General features: G+C 73.9%; 14 protein-coding genes and 1 pseudogene. 8 read left to right on the top strand and 7 right to left on the bottom strand.

From position 1 onward, the window contains the following. Positions 1-145: 145 nt before the first annotated feature. Positions 146-931 carry a zinc transporter ZupT gene (zupT, locus tag BJF77_RS15645; protein ID WP_075872746.1) on the bottom strand — a complete coding sequence of 262 codons (786 nt, stop codon included), beginning with the start codon at positions 929-931 and terminating at the stop codon, positions 146-148. A gap of 120 nt (positions 932-1,051) precedes the next feature. Between zupT and BJF77_RS15640 the strand changes: the two genes are divergently transcribed. Both BJF77_RS15640 and BJF77_RS15635 read left to right on the top strand, forming a co-directional pair. Continuing rightward, on the top strand, positions 1,052-1,912 hold the full coding sequence (locus BJF77_RS15640) for an aminoglycoside phosphotransferase family protein (protein WP_075872745.1): 861 nt from the start codon (positions 1,052-1,054) through the stop codon (positions 1,910-1,912). A gap of 102 nt (positions 1,913-2,014) precedes the next feature. Then, complete coding sequence (locus tag BJF77_RS15635) at positions 2,015-5,491, top strand: alpha-amylase family glycosyl hydrolase (RefSeq protein ID WP_075872744.1); 3,477 nt, start codon at positions 2,015-2,017, stop codon at positions 5,489-5,491. 90 nt (positions 5,492-5,581) lie between these two features. Here the strand turns inward: BJF77_RS15635 and BJF77_RS15630 are convergent, their stop codons facing one another. The 6 genes from BJF77_RS15630 to BJF77_RS15615 form a co-directional block, all read right to left on the bottom strand. Next, positions 5,582-6,559 carry a carbohydrate ABC transporter permease gene (locus BJF77_RS15630; protein WP_081994430.1) on the bottom strand — a complete coding sequence of 326 codons (978 nt, stop codon included), beginning with the start codon at positions 6,557-6,559 and terminating at the stop codon, positions 5,582-5,584. Further along, the gene (locus tag BJF77_RS15625; RefSeq protein WP_035927438.1) at positions 6,556-7,542 is read right to left on the bottom strand and encodes a carbohydrate ABC transporter permease; all 987 of its coding nucleotides are present in this window, start codon (positions 7,540-7,542) and stop codon (positions 6,556-6,558) included. Before BJF77_RS15625 ends, BJF77_RS15630 begins: the two co-directional genes overlap by 4 nt. 128 nt (positions 7,543-7,670) lie before the next feature. Next, a complete protein-coding gene (locus tag BJF77_RS22860) occupies positions 7,671-7,940 on the bottom strand; it encodes a hypothetical protein (RefSeq protein ID WP_369821429.1) in 270 nt (89 codons plus the stop codon). Continuing rightward, positions 7,865-8,737 (bottom strand): ABC transporter substrate-binding protein, encoded by an 873-nt coding sequence (locus BJF77_RS22855; RefSeq protein ID WP_369821428.1) that lies wholly within the window; start codon positions 8,735-8,737, stop codon positions 7,865-7,867. The genes BJF77_RS22860 and BJF77_RS22855 overlap by 76 nt, the downstream gene beginning before the upstream one ends. Then, positions 8,680-9,036 (bottom strand): hypothetical protein, encoded by a 357-nt coding sequence (locus BJF77_RS22850; RefSeq protein ID WP_369821427.1) that lies wholly within the window; start codon positions 9,034-9,036, stop codon positions 8,680-8,682. The genes BJF77_RS22855 and BJF77_RS22850 overlap by 58 nt, the downstream gene beginning before the upstream one ends. Before the next feature lie 227 nt (positions 9,037-9,263). Beyond that, positions 9,264-10,847 (bottom strand): cation:proton antiporter family protein, encoded by a 1,584-nt coding sequence (locus tag BJF77_RS15615; RefSeq protein WP_047801509.1) that lies wholly within the window; start codon positions 10,845-10,847, stop codon positions 9,264-9,266. 209 nt (positions 10,848-11,056) lie between these two features. Here BJF77_RS15615 and BJF77_RS15610 point away from each other — a divergent pair, with 209 nt between their 5' ends. From BJF77_RS15610 to BJF77_RS22085, 6 genes and pseudogenes are all read left to right on the top strand, one after another. After that, positions 11,057-12,445, top strand: coding sequence for an MFS transporter (locus tag BJF77_RS15610; RefSeq protein WP_075872743.1), 1,389 nt, complete (start codon positions 11,057-11,059; stop codon positions 12,443-12,445). A gap of 154 nt (positions 12,446-12,599) precedes the next feature. Beyond that, positions 12,600-13,541, top strand: coding sequence for a winged helix DNA-binding domain-containing protein (locus tag BJF77_RS15605; protein ID WP_083665209.1), 942 nt, complete (start codon positions 12,600-12,602; stop codon positions 13,539-13,541). 89 nt (positions 13,542-13,630) lie between these two features. Continuing rightward, positions 13,631-14,329 carry a maleylpyruvate isomerase family mycothiol-dependent enzyme gene (locus BJF77_RS15600; protein ID WP_075872741.1) on the top strand — a complete coding sequence of 233 codons (699 nt, stop codon included), beginning with the start codon at positions 13,631-13,633 and terminating at the stop codon, positions 14,327-14,329. 300 nt (positions 14,330-14,629) lie between these two features. Beyond that, positions 14,630-16,543, top strand: coding sequence for a translational GTPase TypA (gene typA / locus BJF77_RS15595; protein ID WP_047801513.1), 1,914 nt, complete (start codon positions 14,630-14,632; stop codon positions 16,541-16,543). Positions 16,544-16,736: 193 nt separating this feature from the next. After that, positions 16,737-16,886 (top strand): annotated as a pseudogene (locus BJF77_RS22090) (1D-myo-inositol 2-acetamido-2-deoxy-alpha-D-glucopyranoside deacetylase); the annotation flags it as partial. A 230-nt stretch (positions 16,887-17,116) separates the two neighbouring features. Beyond that, a complete protein-coding gene (locus BJF77_RS22085) occupies positions 17,117-17,932 on the top strand; it encodes a hypothetical protein (protein WP_255396315.1) in 816 nt (271 codons plus the stop codon). Positions 17,933-17,937: the final 5 nt, after the last annotated feature.

Genomic DNA, 17,937 nt, shown 5'->3' with positions numbered 1-17,937 from the left:
GGGGTGCTGCCGCCGGACCCCGGGCCCCGCTCGGCGCCGGCCGCGCCGGCCGCCCCGGCCCTGAGCGCGTGGGCACCGGCCCCGGCGGAGCCGGAAGCTGCCGGGTCCGGCCGATCCCGGCGGACTCGGACGAACAGCAGCGGGCTCAGACGAACAGCAGCAGGCTCACGGCCATGACCGCCATCCCGGCCACGAGCCCGTAGACCGACAGGTGGTGCTCGCCGTACTCCTGGGCCGTGGGCAGCAGCTTGTCCAGGGAGATGAAGACCATGATCCCCGCCACGCCCGCGAACACCACGCCGAAGACGGTGTCGCTCATGAACGGGAGCAGGACCAGGTACCCGAGCACCCCGCCCAGGGGCTCGGCCAGCCCGGACAGGAACGAGTAGCGGAACGCCTTGCGCCGGTCGCCCGTGGCGGAGTGGATGGGCACGGCCACCGAGATGCCCTCCGGGATGTTGTGCAGGGCGATGGCGACGACCACCGGGATCGCCACGGACGGCTCCTGCATCGCCGCCACGAAGGTCGCGAAGCCCTCCGGGAAGTTGTGGATCGCGATCGCCACCGCCGTCATGGTGCCCATGCGCATCAGCCGGCGCTGCCGGCCGTCGTCGTCGTGGGGGTACTCGTGCGGGTTCACCCGGCTGGGCACGAGCCGGTCGATCACGGCGATCAGCGCGATGCCCCCGAAGAACCCGCCCGCCGTGGCCCACGCCCCCGCGCGCTCCCCGAGCTCCGCCACGAGGGCCACCTGGGCCTTGACGAAGATCTCGACCAGGGACACGTAGATCATCACCCCGGCGGAGAAGCCGAGGCTGACCGCGAGGAACTTGGCGTCGGTGCGCCTGGTGACCAGGGCCAGGAAGGCCCCCACCCCCGTGGCCAGCCCCGCGAACAGGGTCAGGCCGAAGGCGAACAGCAGCTCGTGCACGGGCGGGTGTTCTCCGTTCCGACCGGGGGATGGGCGCTCGCAGTCTAGCGAACACGGGCGGGGCGGGCGGCGGCCCCCGTGGGCGAAGATGGTCGGGTGACCTGCGAGGAGGGCGGACCCATGACCGACGACGGCGCGGCACGGCTCCGGGCCGGGCTCGCGGAGCGCTACCTGGCCGCGTGGGAGCTGGTCCCGGACGGGCGGTCCCGCGACGACGGCAGCGCCCTGGCGCTGCCGGTGCGCACCCGTGCGGGGGAACCGGCGCTGCTGCGCCTGGGCCCGCCGGGCGCCCGGGGCGAGCACGAGCACCTGGCGCTGCGCCTGTGGGGCGGGCGCGGCGCCGTGCGGCTGCTCCGGGCGGAGCCCGCGGACCGGGCGCTGCTGCTCGAGCGCACCGGCGGGCGGGACCTGCGGGACCTGCCGGACCTGGAGGCCTGCCGGGTGCTGGGCGAGCTGACCCGCACCCTGGCCCGCCCGCCCCGGCCCCCGTTCCCGCCGCTGTCCGCCGCGGCCCGGGGCTGGCGGGAGGACCTGGCCGGGGCCGCCGAGCTGGACGCCCGGTTCCCGCGGCGCTTCCGGCGGCAGGCGGTCGCGAACCTGGACCGGCTGCTGCGCGACGAGCTGGACACCGCCCTCGTGCATCAGGACCTGCACCCGGGGGCCGTGCGCGCCGCGCGGCGCGCCCCGTGGCTGGCCACCGGGGCGGACCCGGTGCTCGGCACCGTGGAGTTCGCCCTGGTGGCGGCCCTGTGGCCCCGCACCGAGGCCGCCGGCCACGGCGGGGCCCTGGCCGCGGCGCTCGAGGACCGGATCGAGGCGCTGTCCCTCGCGGCCGGCGCCGACGCCGGGCGCCTGCGCGCGTGGGCGCTCGTGCGGTTCGCCCTCGCCGCCCGGGAGGAGGCGGACCGGCCCACCGGCGCCCCGCACCGCGCGATCAGCAGGCTGGTGCAGCTGTGCAAGGCCGTGCAGAAAGGCGGCTGATCCCCCGGCCGCGCTCCCGGCTGTGATCCAGGTCACGGGATAGACTCCAGCACGTTTCCCGAGCACCCCCTGCTCGATCCCATCAACCCCACTGGAGACACCGTGAAACGTCGTCCATCCACCGTCCTGGCCGGTCTGCTGTCCGCCACCGCGGTCGGCGCCGCCCCGGTCGCCGTCGGCCTCGCCGCCGCCGCACCGGCCGCCGCCGCGCCCCCCGCCGTGACCCTCGTCGGCAGCCTGCAGGACGAGCTCGGCTGCTCCGCCGACTGGCAGCCGTCCTGCGCCGAGACCGTCCTCGCCCCCGTCGGCGGGGGCACCTACGAGGGGACCTTCGAGGTCCCCGCCGGCACCTGGGAATACAAGGTCGCCCTCGACGGCGGGTGGGACGAGTCCCACCCCGCCGAGAACCTGCCGCTCGTGCTCGAGGGCCCCGCCACCGTGGTGTTCAGCTTCGACGACGCCACCGACACGGTCTCCGTGCGCCCGGCCGCGGTGGGCGGCGAGGAGGTCACCGAGCAGGACCGGGCGCTGGCCGGCGACAGCCTGCGCGCCCCGGTCACCTCCGAGCAGTTCTACTTCGTGATGGCCGACCGCTTCGCCAACGGCGACCCTTCCAACGACACCGGCGGGCTCGAGGGGGACCGGCTCGAGCACGGCTTCGACCCCACGGACAAGGCGTTCTACCACGGCGGCGACCTGCAGGGCATCCAGGAGAAGCTGGACTACATCGAGGGCCTGGGCACCACCGCCATCTGGCTGACCCCCTCCTTCAAGAACCGCCCGGTGCAGGGGGAGGAGGGCGCGGAGAGCGCCGGCTACCACGGCTACTGGATCACCGACTTCACCCAGATCGACCCGCACCTGGGCAGCAACGAGGACATGCAGCAGCTCGTCGACGCCGCCCACGCCCGCGGGATGAAGGTCTACTTCGACATCATCACCAACCACACCGCGGACGTCATCGACTACGCCGAGGGCACCACCGACTACGTCACCAAGGCCGAGGAGCCCTACCGCGACGCCGCCGGGGAGCCCTTCGACGACGCCCGCTACGCGGGCTCCCCGGAGTTCCCCGCGACCGACCCCGCGACGTCGTTCCCCTACAACCCGACCTTCCGCTCGCCGGAGGACGCCGGCGTCAAGGTCCCCGAGTGGCTCAACGACCCGAACCTGTACCACAACCGCGGGGACTCCACCTGGTCCGGGGAGTCCGTCACCTACGGCGACTTCGTCGGCCTGGACGACCTGTTCACCGAGCGCCGCGAGGTGGTCGACGGGATGGTGGACATCTACTCCGCCTGGGCGGAGATGGGCATCGACGGCTTCCGCATCGACACCGTCAAGCACGTCAACCTCGAGTTCTGGCAGGAGTTCAGCCCCCGGGTGCTCGAGGCGGCCCGGGCGCGCAACGAGGACTTCTTCATGTTCGGCGAGGTCTACGACGCCGACCCGGCGTACCTGTCCTCCTTCACCACGGACGGCCGGCTGCAGGCCGTGATCGACTTCGGCTTCCAGGCCCGGTCCCTCGAGTTCGCCAAGGGCGGCGCGACCACGTCCCTGCGGGACTTCTACGCCGCCGACGACCACTACACCGACACCGACTCGAACGCCTACCAGCTGCCCACGTTCACGGGCAACCACGACATGGGCCGCGCCTCCTGGCTGCTGTTCGACGCCGGTTTCCGGGACGAGGAGCTGCGGCGGCGCGTGGAGCTGTCCAACGAGCTGATGTTCCTGACCCGCGGCCAGCCGGTGGTCTACTACGGCGACGAGCAGGGCTTCGTCGGCTCCGGCGGGGACCAGCTGGCCCGCCAGGACATGTTCGCCACCCAGGTCCCGCAGTACCTGCAGGAGCCCATGATCGCGGCCGAGCCCGGTGCGGCCGACCGCTACGGCACCGACCACCCGCTCTACGAGCAGATCGCCGAGCTCTCCGCGCTGCGGGCGGCCCACCCGGCGCTCGCCGACGGCGCGCAGCTGCACCGGTACTCCTCCGACCAGGACGGGGTCTACGCGTTCAGCCGGATCGACGCGGACGAGCGGCGCGAGTACGTGGTGGTCACCAATAACTCCGAGCAGACCCGGACCGTCACCGTTCCGACGTCATCGGACAACACCCAGTTCACCGCCCTCTACGGGACGGACGGCAAGGATAAGCGCAAGTCCGGCAAGGACGCCCGGCTCGACGTCGAGGTCGCCCCGCTGTCGACCGTCGTGTACCGGGCCGGGCGGGCCCTCGACCCCGAGCAGGAGGCCCCGCAGGTGCGCCTGCAGGCCCCCGACCTCGGGGCCGACGGCCGGACCGAGCTGCGGGCGGACGTCCCCGGCCGCGGCTTCGCCCAGGTCAGCTTCGCCGTGCGTCCGGCCGGGACGCAGGAGTGGACGGCGCTGGGCACGGACGACAACGCCCCGTACCGGGTCTTTCCCGACACCGCCGACGTGGCCGACGGGACCCTGCTCGAGTACCGGGCCGTGCTGAAGGACTCCTCCGGCAACCTCTCCGCCTCCTCGGCCTGGGCCGTGGCCGGTGCGGGGGGCGCCCCCGCGGACGGCGGGGGCACGGGCCCGGTAGTGGGCGAGGTGCAGCAGCCGGACACGGTCTCCGTGCCCGGCACGCACAACACCGAGATGGGCTGCGACGCCGACTGGGCGCCCGCCTGCGAGCAGGCGCAGCTGCGCCTCGACCCCCAGGACGGGATCTGGAAGGGCACCTTCGACCTCCCGGCCGGGGGACACTCCTACAAGGTCGCCGTCGACCGCGCCTGGGACGAGAACTACGGCGCCGGCGGCGCGCTCGCCGGGGCCAACATCGGCTACGACGCCCCGGGCGGACCGGTGACGTTCTACTACGACCCGGCCACGCACTGGGCGACCACCGACGCCGACGGGCCCCTGCTCACGGCCTCCGGCACGTTCCAGGACGAGCTCGGCTGCGCCGCCGACCGCACCCCGGACTGCCTGCGCCCCTGGCTGCAGGACCCGGACGGGGACGGCACCCACGCGTGGTCCACGACCCTGATCCCGGCGGGGGAGTACACCTTCCGCGTGGTGGAGGACCTCGGCGCCGGCGCGGCGTACGGGCAGGACGGGGCGGTGGACGGCGCCGAGGTGAGCCTGACGGTCCCCGAGGACGGGATGGTGGCCACCATCGAGTACGACGCCGCCACCCACGAGATCCGCACCCGGACGGGCGCGGCCGAGCAGCCCGCCGCCGGCCCCGACCTGGGCACGGCCCGGGCCGCGTGGGTCGGGGCGGACCTGCTGGCGGTCCCGGCGGGCACGGTCCCGGCCGGCACGGACCCGGCCCTGCTGGACTGGTCCCTCACCTGGGGCCCGGACGGCGCCCTGGCCCTCGACGCCGAGACCGTCACCGGCGGGCGCAGCGTGCCGGTGACCGTCGCGGAGCTGCCGGCCGGCGTCGTCGCCGAGCACCCCGAGCTGGCGGGTGGGACCGCCCTGCGGGTGGACCGGCGCACCGCCCGGCAGGCCGGGGAGATCCTGGCCGGCCAGGCCGTGGTCTCCGCCACCGACGGCACGGGCCGGATCGTGGCCGCCACCGGCGTCACCGACGCCCGGTAGCACCGCACCGGCCCGGGCACCGGGCAGACGGAGAGGCCCCCGGAACCGCGGTTCCGGGGGCCTTCTCCGTGCGCCGGGGCCGGCGGGCGCTCAGCCCTTCACGCCACCGGCCAGCAGCCCGCGGACGAAGTAGCGCTGCAGGGCCAGGAACACGATCATCGGCACGACCATGGACACGAAGGCCCCGGCGGAGAGCAGGTGCCACTCCGAGCCGCGCGTGCCGGCCAGCTCCCCGAGCCGCACCGTCAGGGGCGCCACGTTGAGGTTGGAGCCGAAGGTCAGGCCCACGAGCAGGTCGTTCCACACCCACAGGAACTGGAAGATCGCGAAGGACGCGATCGCCGGGACCAGCAGGGGCAGCAGCACCCGGAAGAAGATGGTCACGTGCCCGGCGCCGTCCATCCGCGCGGCCTCGATGAGGGTCCGGGGGATGTCCATCATGAAGTTGTGCAGCAGGAAGATCGCCAGCGGCAGGGCGAAGATCGTGTGCGAGAGCCACACCGCCCAGAAGGACCCGGACAGGCCCCACTGGTTGTACTGGGTCAGCAGCGGGATCAGGGTGATCTGGATCGGCACGATCTGCAGGGCGAACACGGCCACGAACAGCCAGGAGCGGCCGCGGAAGTCGATCCACGCGAACGCGTAGGCGGCCAGCAGCGCCAGCGTGATCGGGATGACCACCGCGGGCACCGTGATCACCACGGAGTTGACGAAGAACGCCGCGAAGCTCGAGGTCGCGGACCCGGTGATGACCTCCTCGTAGTTGGCCAGGGTCACGGACGGGTCCGCGAAGAACGTCCACCAGCCAGAGCGGCGGATGTCCAGCTCCGGGCGGAAGGAGGTGATCAGCAGGCCCAGCGTGGGGGTCGTCCACAGCACCGCGATGAGGACCGCGGCGAGGGAGGCCCACGGCGAGCTGAGCTTCGTCCTCGCCCGTGCGGCCCGCTCCCCGAGGCCGCGGCGCCGCCCCGGGGCCACGGTGGTCCCGGCGGGACCGCTGCGCTCCGGGCGGCCGTCCTCGACGAGGTCCTCGGGCGAGGCGGGCGGGATGTTGGCGGCGGTGGTCATCGCTGCTCCTCGGAAAGCTTCATCTGCCGGATGTTGTAGAGCACGATCGGGACGACCAGCACGAACAGCGCCACGGCCAGCGCCGCGCCGATGCCCGGCTGCCCGAGCGGGAAGCTCTGCGTGTAGAACTCGTTGGCCACGATCGAGGTGCCGAAGTTGCCGCCGGTCATGGTGCGGACGATGTCGAAGACCTTCAGGGTGCCCATCGCGATCGTGGTGATCACCACGACGATCGCCGGGCGGATCGAGGGCACGGTGACGGAGGCGAACATGCGCCAGGCCCCGGCGCCGTCGAGCCGCGCGGCCTCCATGATGTCGTCCGGGATGGCCTTGATGGCCGCCGAGAGCACGGTCATCGCGAAGCCGGTCTGGATCCAGATCATCACGGCGATCAGGAAGAAGGTGTTCCAGGGCGGGTCCAGCAGGAACTGCTGGGGCGGCACGCCCAGCCACACCAGCAGCTGGTTGAGCAGGCCCGTCTGCCGGACGCCGGGCTGGTCCGGCTTGAACTCGTAGACGAACTTCCAGATGATCGACGCGCCCACCAGCGAGATCGCCATGGGCAGGAAGATCAGCGTCTTGGCGAGCTTCTCGAAGCGGGTCCGGTCCACGAGCACCGCGTACACCAGCCCCACGGCCGTGGCCACGGTGGGCACGAGCAGCACCCACAGGGCGGTGTTGAGCAGGACGACCTGGAACCCGTCCTCGGTCAGGATGGTGCGGTAGTTGTCCAGCCCCACCCAGGTCTGCCGGTCCCGGGCCTGGAAGGAGCCGAGCACGGTGCGGGCGGCCGGGTACAGCAGCCCGAAGACCAGCAGGGCCACGGCGGGGCCGAGGAAGCCCACCAGGGGCACCCAGCGGGGCAGGGAGGGCCGGTCGACGAGCCACAGCACGGCGGCCGTGACCCCCACGAACAGCAGGATCGCCACGCACATGACGATCAGTTTCTCCGCCGTCGTGTCGGCGTTCAGCAAAAGGTCCACGAAGAGCTCCTCAGGGCTCGGTTCCGGCGGCCGTCGTCGGCGCCGCGGGTCCGTCCGGCGGCACGGGGCGGGCGGGCCGGGTCGCGGGGACCCGGCCCGCCCGCCGGTGCGTCACGGACGGCCTGCGGTCACTCGGACGGCCAGCTCTTCTCGATGTCGGCCAGGACGGTCTCGCTGTCCTCGCCGAGGGAGATCCAGTCGGTCATGCCGTTCCAGAAGGACCCGGCGCCGACCGCCGCAGGCATGAGGTCCGAGCCGTCGAAGCGGAACACCGCGTTCTCGTCGGTCAGCTGCTCGTAGGCCAGCTTGTCGATCGGGGACTTCAGGTTCTCCGGGTCCAGGCCGGAGTTGGCGGAGATCCAGCCGAACTCGGTGGCCTGGGCCTTGGCGTTGGACACTCCGGGCTGGTCAGGTAGGCCTGGAAGGCCTGGACCTCGGGCCGGTCGGCGAAGGCGACGGTGAACTCGCCGCCGCCCAGGATCGGCTTCTCGTCCTCGGACTGGCCGGGCAGGTAGAACGCGAAGACGTCGCCGTCCTCGGCCACGTTGGTGCCCTCGGGCCAGTTGGCCTGGTAGAAGGACGCCTGGCGGTGCATCCAGCAGGACCCGTCGAGGATCGGCAGGCCGGCGTCGCCGAAGGCCGTGGTGGCGATGGAGCGCACGTCGCCCAGGCCGCCGTTGACCATCTTGTCGTCCTTGAGGATCGCCCCGGCCGCGTCCAGGGCTTCGACGACCTGCGGGTCGTCGAAGGGGATCTCGTGGTTGACCCACTGGTCGTAGGCCTCGGGCCCGGCGGTGCGCAGCATGGTGTCCTCGAGCCAGTCGGTGGCCGGCCAGCCGGTGGCGTCGCCGGACTCGATGCCCGCGCACCACGGCTTGGCCCCGGTCCCGGCGATCGTGTCCGAGAGCTCCATGAGCTCGTCCCAGGTCTGGGGCACCTCGTAGCCGGCCTCCTCGAACATGGAGGGCGAGTACCAGACGAAGGACTTGGCGTTCGCCCCGAGGGGGGTGCCGTAGAAGGTGCCGTCGACCGTGCCGTACTCCTTCCAGGAGGGGTCGTAGTACTCGTCGACGTTGGCCGCGGCGTCCTCGCCGACCGGCTGGATGACGTCCGGGTGGTCCTCGGCGATGGTCCGGATCAGGCCCGGCTGCGGGACGAACGCGACGTCGGGCGCGCTGCCGGACTGCAGGCGCACGAGCAGCTGCGCCTCGAACTCCCGCGAGCCTCGTAGACGATGTCCGCGCCGGTGCACTCCTCGAACGGCGCGTAGGAGTCGATGTGGGACTGGTCCTCGGGCGCCACGATCGAGGTGTAGACGCTCACGCTCTTGCCGCTGAGGTCGCCGTACTGCTCGAACGCGGAGCAGTCGACGTCGCCGCCGGCTGCGGTCGCGCCCTCGGAGCCGCTGTCGCCGCCGCAGGCGGTGAGCGTCACGGCCGCGGCCGTGGCGGCGAGCGCCAGGGTGATGCGTCGGGTGCAGGGGGATGTGGACATGGGCTGTCTCCGATTTCCCGGTCGGCCGGCGTGCGGGCCGGCCATGCGATGGTTTCGATTTCCGCACTCGGAGCCTGGGAAACCACGGGGGTTACCGCCGAGGAACATTTGTGCGAACGCGATGAAGGTACCACAACAGTGACCTGGCACACATTGAGTTCGGGAGTCGAAGACAAGGTGTTGCGAAAGAAAACGTCCGGTCGTCGCCGGCCCCGAGGTCCGGGGCCTCAGTCAGCCCGGCGGCCGAGGGCCTCGACGGTCTCCGCGGCCAGGGCGATCCCGGCGCCGCTGTAGAGGTTGAAGACCGTGCGCACCCCGTGCCCGCGCAGCTCCTGCACCTCGTCGTCGTACTGCGCCACGGCCGCCACGGCCCCCGTGAACCCGGACTCCGTGAGCTGGCGCAAGGCCACGAGGTTGGAGCCGTGGAAGGGCATCGCCAGCACCGCGATCCGCACGTGGCCGGTCGCGATCACCCGCTCCCAGAACTCCTGGTCGGTCGCGTCGGCCTCCTGGACGTCGAAGCCCTGGGCGCACAGCCGCTCGACCCGGTCGGTGGCGTTCTCGATGCCCACCACGGAGAACCCGTACTCCCCGGAGAACTCCTGGTAGGCGGCCTGGCCCACCCGTCCCATGCCCAGCACCAGCACGTCGGCGTGACCGATGTCGATGGGCCGGTCCTCCGGGTGCAGCCGGTGCTCCGGGTGCTCCGGCAGCCGCCGGGCCAGGGTGCCGATGAGGGGGGAGCCGCGCCGGTTGACCAGCGCGGAGACCACGAAGCTCGCCGCGACCGCCACCGAGAGGACCACGAGCCAGCGCTCCGTGAGCATGCCGGCGGACACCCCGATGGCCCCCACGATGAGGGCGAACTCGGAGTGGTTGGCCAGGGCCAGCCCGCCGCGCAGCGACGTCCGGCGGCGCAGCCCGAACAGCCACAGCAGCAGCACGAACAGCATCGACTGCACCGGCACGAGCACCAGCAGCAGCAGGCCCAGGAGCACCGTCATGGAGTCCGGCATGCCGTTGAACCCGATCGAGACGAAGAACGCCACCAGCAGCAGGTCCTTGAGGGTGAACAGGGTCCGGGAGAGCTCGCTCGCGTTCGCGTGCGAGGCCAGGAGCATGCCCACCAGCAGCGCCCCCAGGTCCCCCTTGATGCCCACCGCGGAGAAGGCGAAGTAGCCGGGCACCAGGGCCATGACCACCCCGAACAGCGCCTGCATCTCCCCGTGCCCGATCCGGTCCCAGACCCGGCGGAACACCCAGGCGGCGGGGACCAGCAGCACCAGCCCGAGGGCCCAGGGGCTCGGCGGGTGCTCGTTCGTGGCGGTGATGAACACGACCGCCGCGATGTCCTGCATGATGAGGATGCCGATCGCCACGCGACCGTAGAGGGACGTGGTCTCGCTGCGCTCCTCGAGCACCTTGAACACCAGCACCGTGCTGGAGAAGGACAGCGCGAAGCCCACCAGGGCGAGCGTGGGCAGGTCCGCGTCGGGCAGGGCCAGGCCGGCCAGCATGAACAGCCCCAGGAAGCCGGCGCCCAGCGCCGTGCTCAGCACCATGTGGATCCCGGCGGTGCCCCAGACCTCCTTGCGGAGCAGGAACCGGGCGTCCAGCTTGAGCCCGATGCCGAACAGCATGAGGGTCACGCCGACGTCGGCGAGCTCCTCCACGGCCTCCAGCCGCTCCACGCCCATGCCGTTGAGCACGAAGCCCGCGGCCAGGAACCCCACCAGGGGAGGCAGCCGGAGCAGGACGGCCAGGGCTCCCGCGCCGAAGGCGACGACCAGGTACACGGCGACCGTTGTCACAGCAGGCTCCCTCGCCGGGCCGGTGGGTGGGGACCCTCCCAGTCTAGGGGCGGAGCACCTCCCCGGCGGGGCCGGGGCGGGACGGGCCCCGCCGGCGCCGTCCGGTCCGCGGACCGCCTACAGTGGTCGCAGCGCCGCGGCAGCCCCACGACCGCGGCGTTCCAGCACCGCCGTGGTCGCCGCACCGCGCACAGGGGAAGGACCGGAGCATGCACGAGAGCCCGCGGCCCGCCGGCAGCACGTCCGCGCTGACGCGGTCGCAGCGGCTGGACCGGCTGCCCTACACCACCGAGCACCGGAAGCTGCTCGTCGGCTCCGGCGTCGGCTGGGCGCTGGACGCCATGGACGTCGGCCTCGTGTCGTTCGTGATGGCCGCCCTGGCCCAGCAGTGGGCGCTGAGCTCGGGGGAGCTGTCCCTGCTGGCCTCGATCGGCTTCGTCGGCATGGCGGTGGGGGCCGGCCTGGGCGGGCTGCTCGCCGACCGGATCGGCCGCCGCCAGGTGTTCGCCCTGACCCTGCTCGTCTACGGGCTGGCCACCGGCGCCTCCGCGCTCGCTGGCTCCCTCGCCGCGCTCGTCGTGCTGCGCTTCGTGGTGGGCCTGGGCCTCGGCGCGGAGCTGCCCGTGGCCTCCACCCTCGTCTCCGAGTACTCGCCCCGCCGGATCCGCGGCCGCCTGGTGGTGGTCCTCGAGTCCTTCTGGGCCGTGGGCTGGATCGTGGCCGCCCTCATCGGCTACTTCGTGGTGCCGACCTCCCCGGACGGCTGGCGCTGGGCGCTGGTCGTCGGCCTGGTGCCGGCCGCCTACGCGGTGGTCGTGCGCCGGGCACTGCCCGAGTCCGTGCGCTTCCTGGAGAGCCGCGGCCGCGCGGACGAGGCGGAGGCGGCCGTGCGCGCGTTCGAGCGCGCCCCGGCCCTGGGCCGGTCCCGGCCGGAGTCCGAGGAGCAGGCCCGGGCCGCCGAGCCCGCCGCCGCGCCGGCGAGCGGGACGGGCGGCCTCTGGTCGGCCGGGCTGCGGCGGCGCACCGGGGCGCTGTGGACCGTGTGGTTCTGCGTCAACTTCGCCTACTACGGGGCGTTCACCTGGCTGCCCACGCTGCTCCTCCAGCAGGGCTTCACCCTGACCACGTCCTTCGGCTACGTCCTGGTCATCACGCTCGCCCAGCTGCCCGGCTACGCGGCGGCCGCCTGGCTGATCGAGGTCTGGGGCCGGCGGATCACCCTGGCGGTCTTCCTCGGGGGCTCCGCGGTGAGCGCGGTGCTGTTCGGCATCGTCTCGGTCGGCACCGTCGTGCTCCCCTGGCAGGTGATCGGCTCCGGGATGGCCCTGTCCTTCTTCAACCTGGGCGCCTGGGGCGCGCTGTACGCCATCGGCCCCGAGCTGTACCCCACCGCGCTGCGCGGGACGGGCACCGGCGCCGCCGCCGCGTTCGGCCGGATCGCCTCCATCCTCGCCCCGCTGTCGGTGCCGGTGCTGCTGGGCCTGGGCGGGGAGCGCTACGACCTCGTCGTGGTCTTCGCGGTCTTCGGGGCCGCGTTCCTCGTGGCCGCGGCCGCCACGTTCGCCCTGCCCGAGCAGCGCGGCCGGACCCTGGCGTGACGTCCCCGCCCGTCCTCGGCGACCGGGAGATCGGCCTCGCCCGGCTGGCCGCCCACGGGCTCGTGCGCCCCGCCGACGCGGCCCCCGAGGACGTCGTGCGCGCCCTCGGGGCCGTCCAGGCCCAGGACCTGCCCGGCGCCCTCGTGTCGGTCGGCTGCGCCGGGGCGCCGGGGCCGCCGGGGTGCGCGAGGCCTTCGCCGAGGGCCGGATCGTGCGCACGTGGCCCATGCGCGGGACCCTGCACCTGGTGCCCGCCGAGGAGCTGCGGGCGTGGCTGGCCGTGCTCGGGCCCCGCACCGTCTCCGCGACGGCGGCCCGCCGGCGCGAGCTGGGCGTCGACGAGCGCCTGGACGCCGCCCGGGAGACCGCCCTGGCGGCGCTGCGCCACGGGCCGCAGCCCCGGGAGCGGCTGCACGCCGCGTGGGAGGAGGCCGGGCTGCTGGGCGCCCCGGGCCGGGCCTACCACCTCATGCTCGCCCTGCACCTGGACGCGACCCTGTGCATGGGCCCCCTGGCCGCCGGAGCCCGCGACCAGCTCGTGGTCCCCGTCGCGGACTGGGTCCCGGAGACCGGGGAGGCGCCCGGCCGGGCCCCCGCCCCCGGGGCGCCGCCCGTCGTCGTGCGCTGGGTGCGCCGCTACCTGCGCAGCCACGGCCCGGCCTCCGTCGCCGACGCCGCCCGCTGGGCGGCGCTGCCGCGCGCCACGGTGCGCGCCGCGGTGGCGGTGCTCGACGACGTCGTGGCCGTGCACGACGCCCGCGGCCAGGAGCTGTGGTGCGCCCCCGAGGTGCTCGGGGCCGCGGTGCGGGCGGACCGGCGGGCCGCCGGGGTGCACCTGCTGCCGCCGTTCGACGAGTACGTCCTGGGCTACGGGGACCGCTCCCACGTGCTGGCCGGACGGCACGCCGCGCGCATCGTCCCCGGCGCCAACGGGGTCTTCAAGCCCACGGTCGTGGCCGGCGGGCGCGTGGTGGGCACCTGGGGGCGCAGCCGCCGGGCGAGCTCGCCGGGACTCGTGCTGGAGCCCTTCGAGGAGCTCTCGGCCACCCGCCGCCGGACCGCCGAGCGGGCGTTCGCGCGCCTGCCGGTCCTCTGACCCGGCCCCGGGCCGGGCGGCGGGCGGACTCGGCGGCCGGCCGTGGCCGGCGGTGGCCGGGCTCACACGTCGCTGGATAGGGTGGGCCCATGAGCGATCCCACCCGCCTGCACACCGACCTGTCCCGCCTCGGGCGCGAGACCGACAGCTTCCTCGCCACGGCGGAGTCCCTCTCCGGGGAGGAGCTGGCCGCGCCCTCGCTGTGCGGCGGCTGGAGCCGCGCCCACGTCGTCGCCCACCTCGCCTCCAACGGGCGGGCCCTCGTCCGGCTGGTCGACTGGGCCGTCACGGGCCGGGAGCAGCGTCCCTACGCGTCCCCCGAGGCCCGCAACCGGGAGATCGACGAGTTCGCCGCCCTGCCCCGCGAGGAGCTGCTGCGCCGGACCCGCGAGAGCGCGGACTACTTCGCCGAGCAGTGCGAGCGGCTGGGCGGGGACCTGGCCGTGGACGAGGTGCACATGCACGGCAAGCGGATCCCCGCCCTCGCCGTCGTGGCGCTGCGGAACTCGGAGATCGTCGTCCACCACCACGACCTCGACGCGGCCTGGACCCTGGAGCGGGCCGAGCCGGACTCGCTGCTCGACGCCCTCGAGGCGGCGGTGCGCACCATGCGCGCCAAGGACGCCCCCGGGGCGACCCTGGTGAGCGAGGAGGGCGACGAGTGGGTGATCGGCGACGGCGCCGCGCGCGTCCGGTCCGACCGCGCCGGGCTGCTGGCGTGGCTGGCGCGCGGGCAGACGGAGCGCGTCACGGCGGAGGACCGCCTGCCGGTGCTGCCCGCCTGGTGAGCCCCGCCCCGGCGCGCCCCCGCCGACCCCCGACGGGTGCGGCGCCTTCCGGGAACCGAGCAGGGGAGCCCGCCGCAGCACCGGGCCCGGCGCGCGGGGCGGGGCGGCGGGCCGCCGGGGTCGGCGGGGTCACAGCTCCCCGGGGTGCCGCGCGGGCGGTCCCGCAAGGTAGACTGTCCGGTGGCCCGCTGTGCGGCGCCCCCGCCCGGGTCCCTCCGGGTGCGCGGCGGCGCCCCGGCCGCACCCATCGGGAGGGCTGCACCTCCCCCCGCATCTCCACCCGAAGAGAGACCCACGCGTATGTCTGTAACCTCCACCACCGCCCAGCGCGCCGACCTCCGCAACGTGGCCATCGTGGCCCACGTCGACCACGGCAAGACCACCATCGTGGACGCGATGCTCCAGCAGACGCACGCGTTCTCGTCCCACGGTGAGGTCGAGGAGCGCGTGATGGACTCCGGTGACCTGGAGCGCGAGAAGGGGATCACGATCCTCGCCAAGAACACCACGGTGTTCTACGACGGTCCCTCCGCCGACGGGGAGACCATCACCATCAACGTCATCGACACCCCCGGCCACGCCGACTTCGGCGGCGAGGTCGAGCGCGGCCTGTCCATGGTCGACGGCGTCGTGCTGCTCGTGGACGCCTCCGAGGGCCCGCTGCCCCAGACCCGCTTCGTGCTGCGCAAGGCGCTCGAGGCGAAGCTGCCCGTGATCCTCGTGGTCAACAAGGTGGACCGCCCCGACGCCCGGATCGAGGAGGTCGTGGGCGAGTCCATGGACCTGCTCCTGGGCCTGGCCTCCGACATCTCCGAGGACGAGCCCGACCTCGACCTCGACGCCGTCCTGAACGTGCCCGTGGTCTACGCCGCGGGCCGCGACGGCCGGGCCTCCCTCGAGCAGCCCGCCAACGGCTCGCTGCCGGACAACGAGGACCTGGAGCCGCTGTTCAAGACGATCATCGAGCACGTCCCGGCCCCCTCCTACGACCCCGAGGGCGTGCTGCAGGCCCACGTGACCAACCTGGACGCCTCCCCGTTCCTGGGCCGCCTCGCCCTCCTGCGGATCTTCAACGGCACCCTCAAGAAGGGCCAGACCGTGGCCTGGGCGCGGGCGGACGGCGAGCTGAAGAACGTGCGGATCTCCGAGCTGCTGGCCACCAAGGGCCTGGACCGGGTCCCGGCCGAGTCCGCCGGCCCCGGTGAGATCGTGGCCGTGGCCGGGATCGAGGACATCACCATCGGCGAGACCCTCACCGACCCGGAGAACCCGCAGCCCCTGCCCCTGATCACGGTGGACGACCCCGCGATCTCCATGACCATCGGCATCAACACCTCCCCGCTGGCCGGCCGCGTCAAGGGCGCCAAGGTGACCGCCCGCCAGGTCAAGGACCGCCTCGACAAGGAGCTCGTCGGCAACGTCTCGCTCAAGGTGCTCCCCACCCAGCGCCCGGACGCCTGGGAGGTCCAGGGCCGTGGTGAGCTGGCCCTGGCCATCCTCGTGGAGCAGATGCGCCGCGAGGGCTTCGAGCTGACCGCCGGCAAGCCGCAGGTGGTCACCAAGACCGTCGACGGCAAGGTGCACGAGCCCTACGAGCACATGACCATCGACGTGCCGGACGAGTTCCTCGGCGCCGTGACCCAGCTGATGGCCGGCCGCAAGGGCCGCATGGAGGCCATGGCGAACCACGGCACCGGCTGGGTGCGCATGGAGTTCAAGGTCCCCTCCCGCGGGCTCATCGGCTTCCGCACGAAGTTCCTCACCGAGACCCGCGGCGCCGGCATCGCCTCCTCCTACGCCGACGGCTACGAGCCGTGGGCCGGGGACATCGAGTACCGCACCAACGGGTCGATGATCGCCGACCGCGCCGGCGTGGTCACCCCGTTCGCGATGATCAACCTGCAGGAGCGCGGCTCCTTCTTCGTGGAGCCGACCTCCGAGGTCTACGAGGGCATGATCGTCGGCGAGAACTCCCGCGCCGACGACATGGACGTGAACATCACGAAGGAGAAGAAGCTCACCAACATGCGTGCGGCCTCCTCCGACACCTTCGAGAACCTCACGCCCCCGCGCAAGCTGACCCTCGAGGAGTCCCTCGAGTTCGCCCGCGAGGACGAGTGCGTGGAGGTCACCCCGGAGTCCATCCGGATCCGCAAGGTGGTCCTCGACGCCAACGAGCGGCTGAAGGCCAACCGCGCCCGCGCCCGGGCCTGAGCCGCCGGCCCGGCAGACAAGCGCAGCAGGCCCGGTCGTGACCCAGCCCGTCCCGTACTACCCCGAGCAGGGCGTCCTCGTGCGCGAGGACGCCCTGCCGGGGCTGCTGCCCGCCGGGCTGCGCCCGGAGGACGCCCGGCTGCTGTTCGTGCACGCCCACCCCGACGACGAGTCCATCGCCACGGGCGCCACGATGGGCCGGTACGCGGAGCTGGGCGCGCAGGTCGTGCTGCTCACCATGACCCGCGGGGAGCGCGGCGAGGTGATCCCCGAACCCCTGCGCGGGCTCGAGGTCGGCCGTCCCGGCTGCACCGACGACGGCACCGCACTGGGCCGCTACCGCGTCGGGGAGCTCGACGACGCCGCCGCCGCGCTGGGGCTGGCCGACCGCTTCTTCGCGGGCGAGCCCCCCGCCCTGGACCCCGCCGTGGGCTTCGCCGGCGGCACGGGCCACTACCACGACTCCGGGATGTCCTGGGGCCCCGACGGCCGGGCGGCCCGGCCGGGGACTCCTCCCCGCACAGCCTCACCGCGGCGTCCGCCGAGGAGGCCGCCGCGCACGTCGCCGCGGCCGTGCGCGCCGTCCGCCCGCACGTGCTCGTCACCTACGACGACGACGGCGGCTACGGCCACCCCGACCACGTCCGCACGGCCGCCGTCGCGGTGCGCGGCGCGGAGCTGGCCGCCCGTCCCGGCACGGACGCGCCGGGCGGGACCGCACAGCCCTGGCGCACCCCTGTCCTGTGGGCCGTCGAGGGCGAGGCCCGGGCGGACGACCCCCGCCCGCAGGCCGCGGTGCACGGCTCCGCCGAGCGCAAGCGGGCCGCCATGGCCGCCCACGCGACCCAGCTGGTGCTCGCCGAGGACGGCAGCCGCTTCGCCCTGTCCAACGGCGTCTGGCAGTCCTTCAGCGCCCTGGAGACCTTCCGGCTGCTCGCCGGGGACCCGGGCGCCTCCGCCGAGCCGACGCGCACCGACGCCCGCCCGGCCTCGCTGCCCACCACCCTGGTGACCTCGGTCGCCGCCGGTCTCGCCGGCGCGAGCGTGGCCACGGTGCTGCACGGGGCGGTCTGGTACGCGCCCGCGGGCTGGTGGATCCCGTGGGGACTGCTCTTCGCCGCGGCCCTGCTGCTGAGCGTGTCCCTGTGGGTCGGCACCGCGACCCGCCGGGTGTGGGCCGCCGCCGTGCCCGGGCTGATCGGCTACCTCGTCTCCTGGTTCTTCGCCTACGGCGGGGACGGCTCCGTGATCGTGGTGACCGACCCGGGCACCGTGGTCGGCGTCCTGGGCCTGGCCTGGTTCGTGGTGGTGTTCGCGGTGACGATCGCCTCCGTGCTCGTCACGGGCCGCTGGGTGCGCGCCCGGCGGCGGGCGGCCGCCCCGCCCTGAGCGCC

Origin of the sequence: Kocuria sp. CNJ-770 (assembly GCF_001942375.1) — a bacterium.
Taxonomy (GTDB): domain Bacteria; phylum Actinomycetota; class Actinomycetes; order Actinomycetales; family Micrococcaceae; genus Kocuria; species Kocuria oceani.
This window is presented reverse-complemented; position numbering and strand designations above follow the sequence as displayed.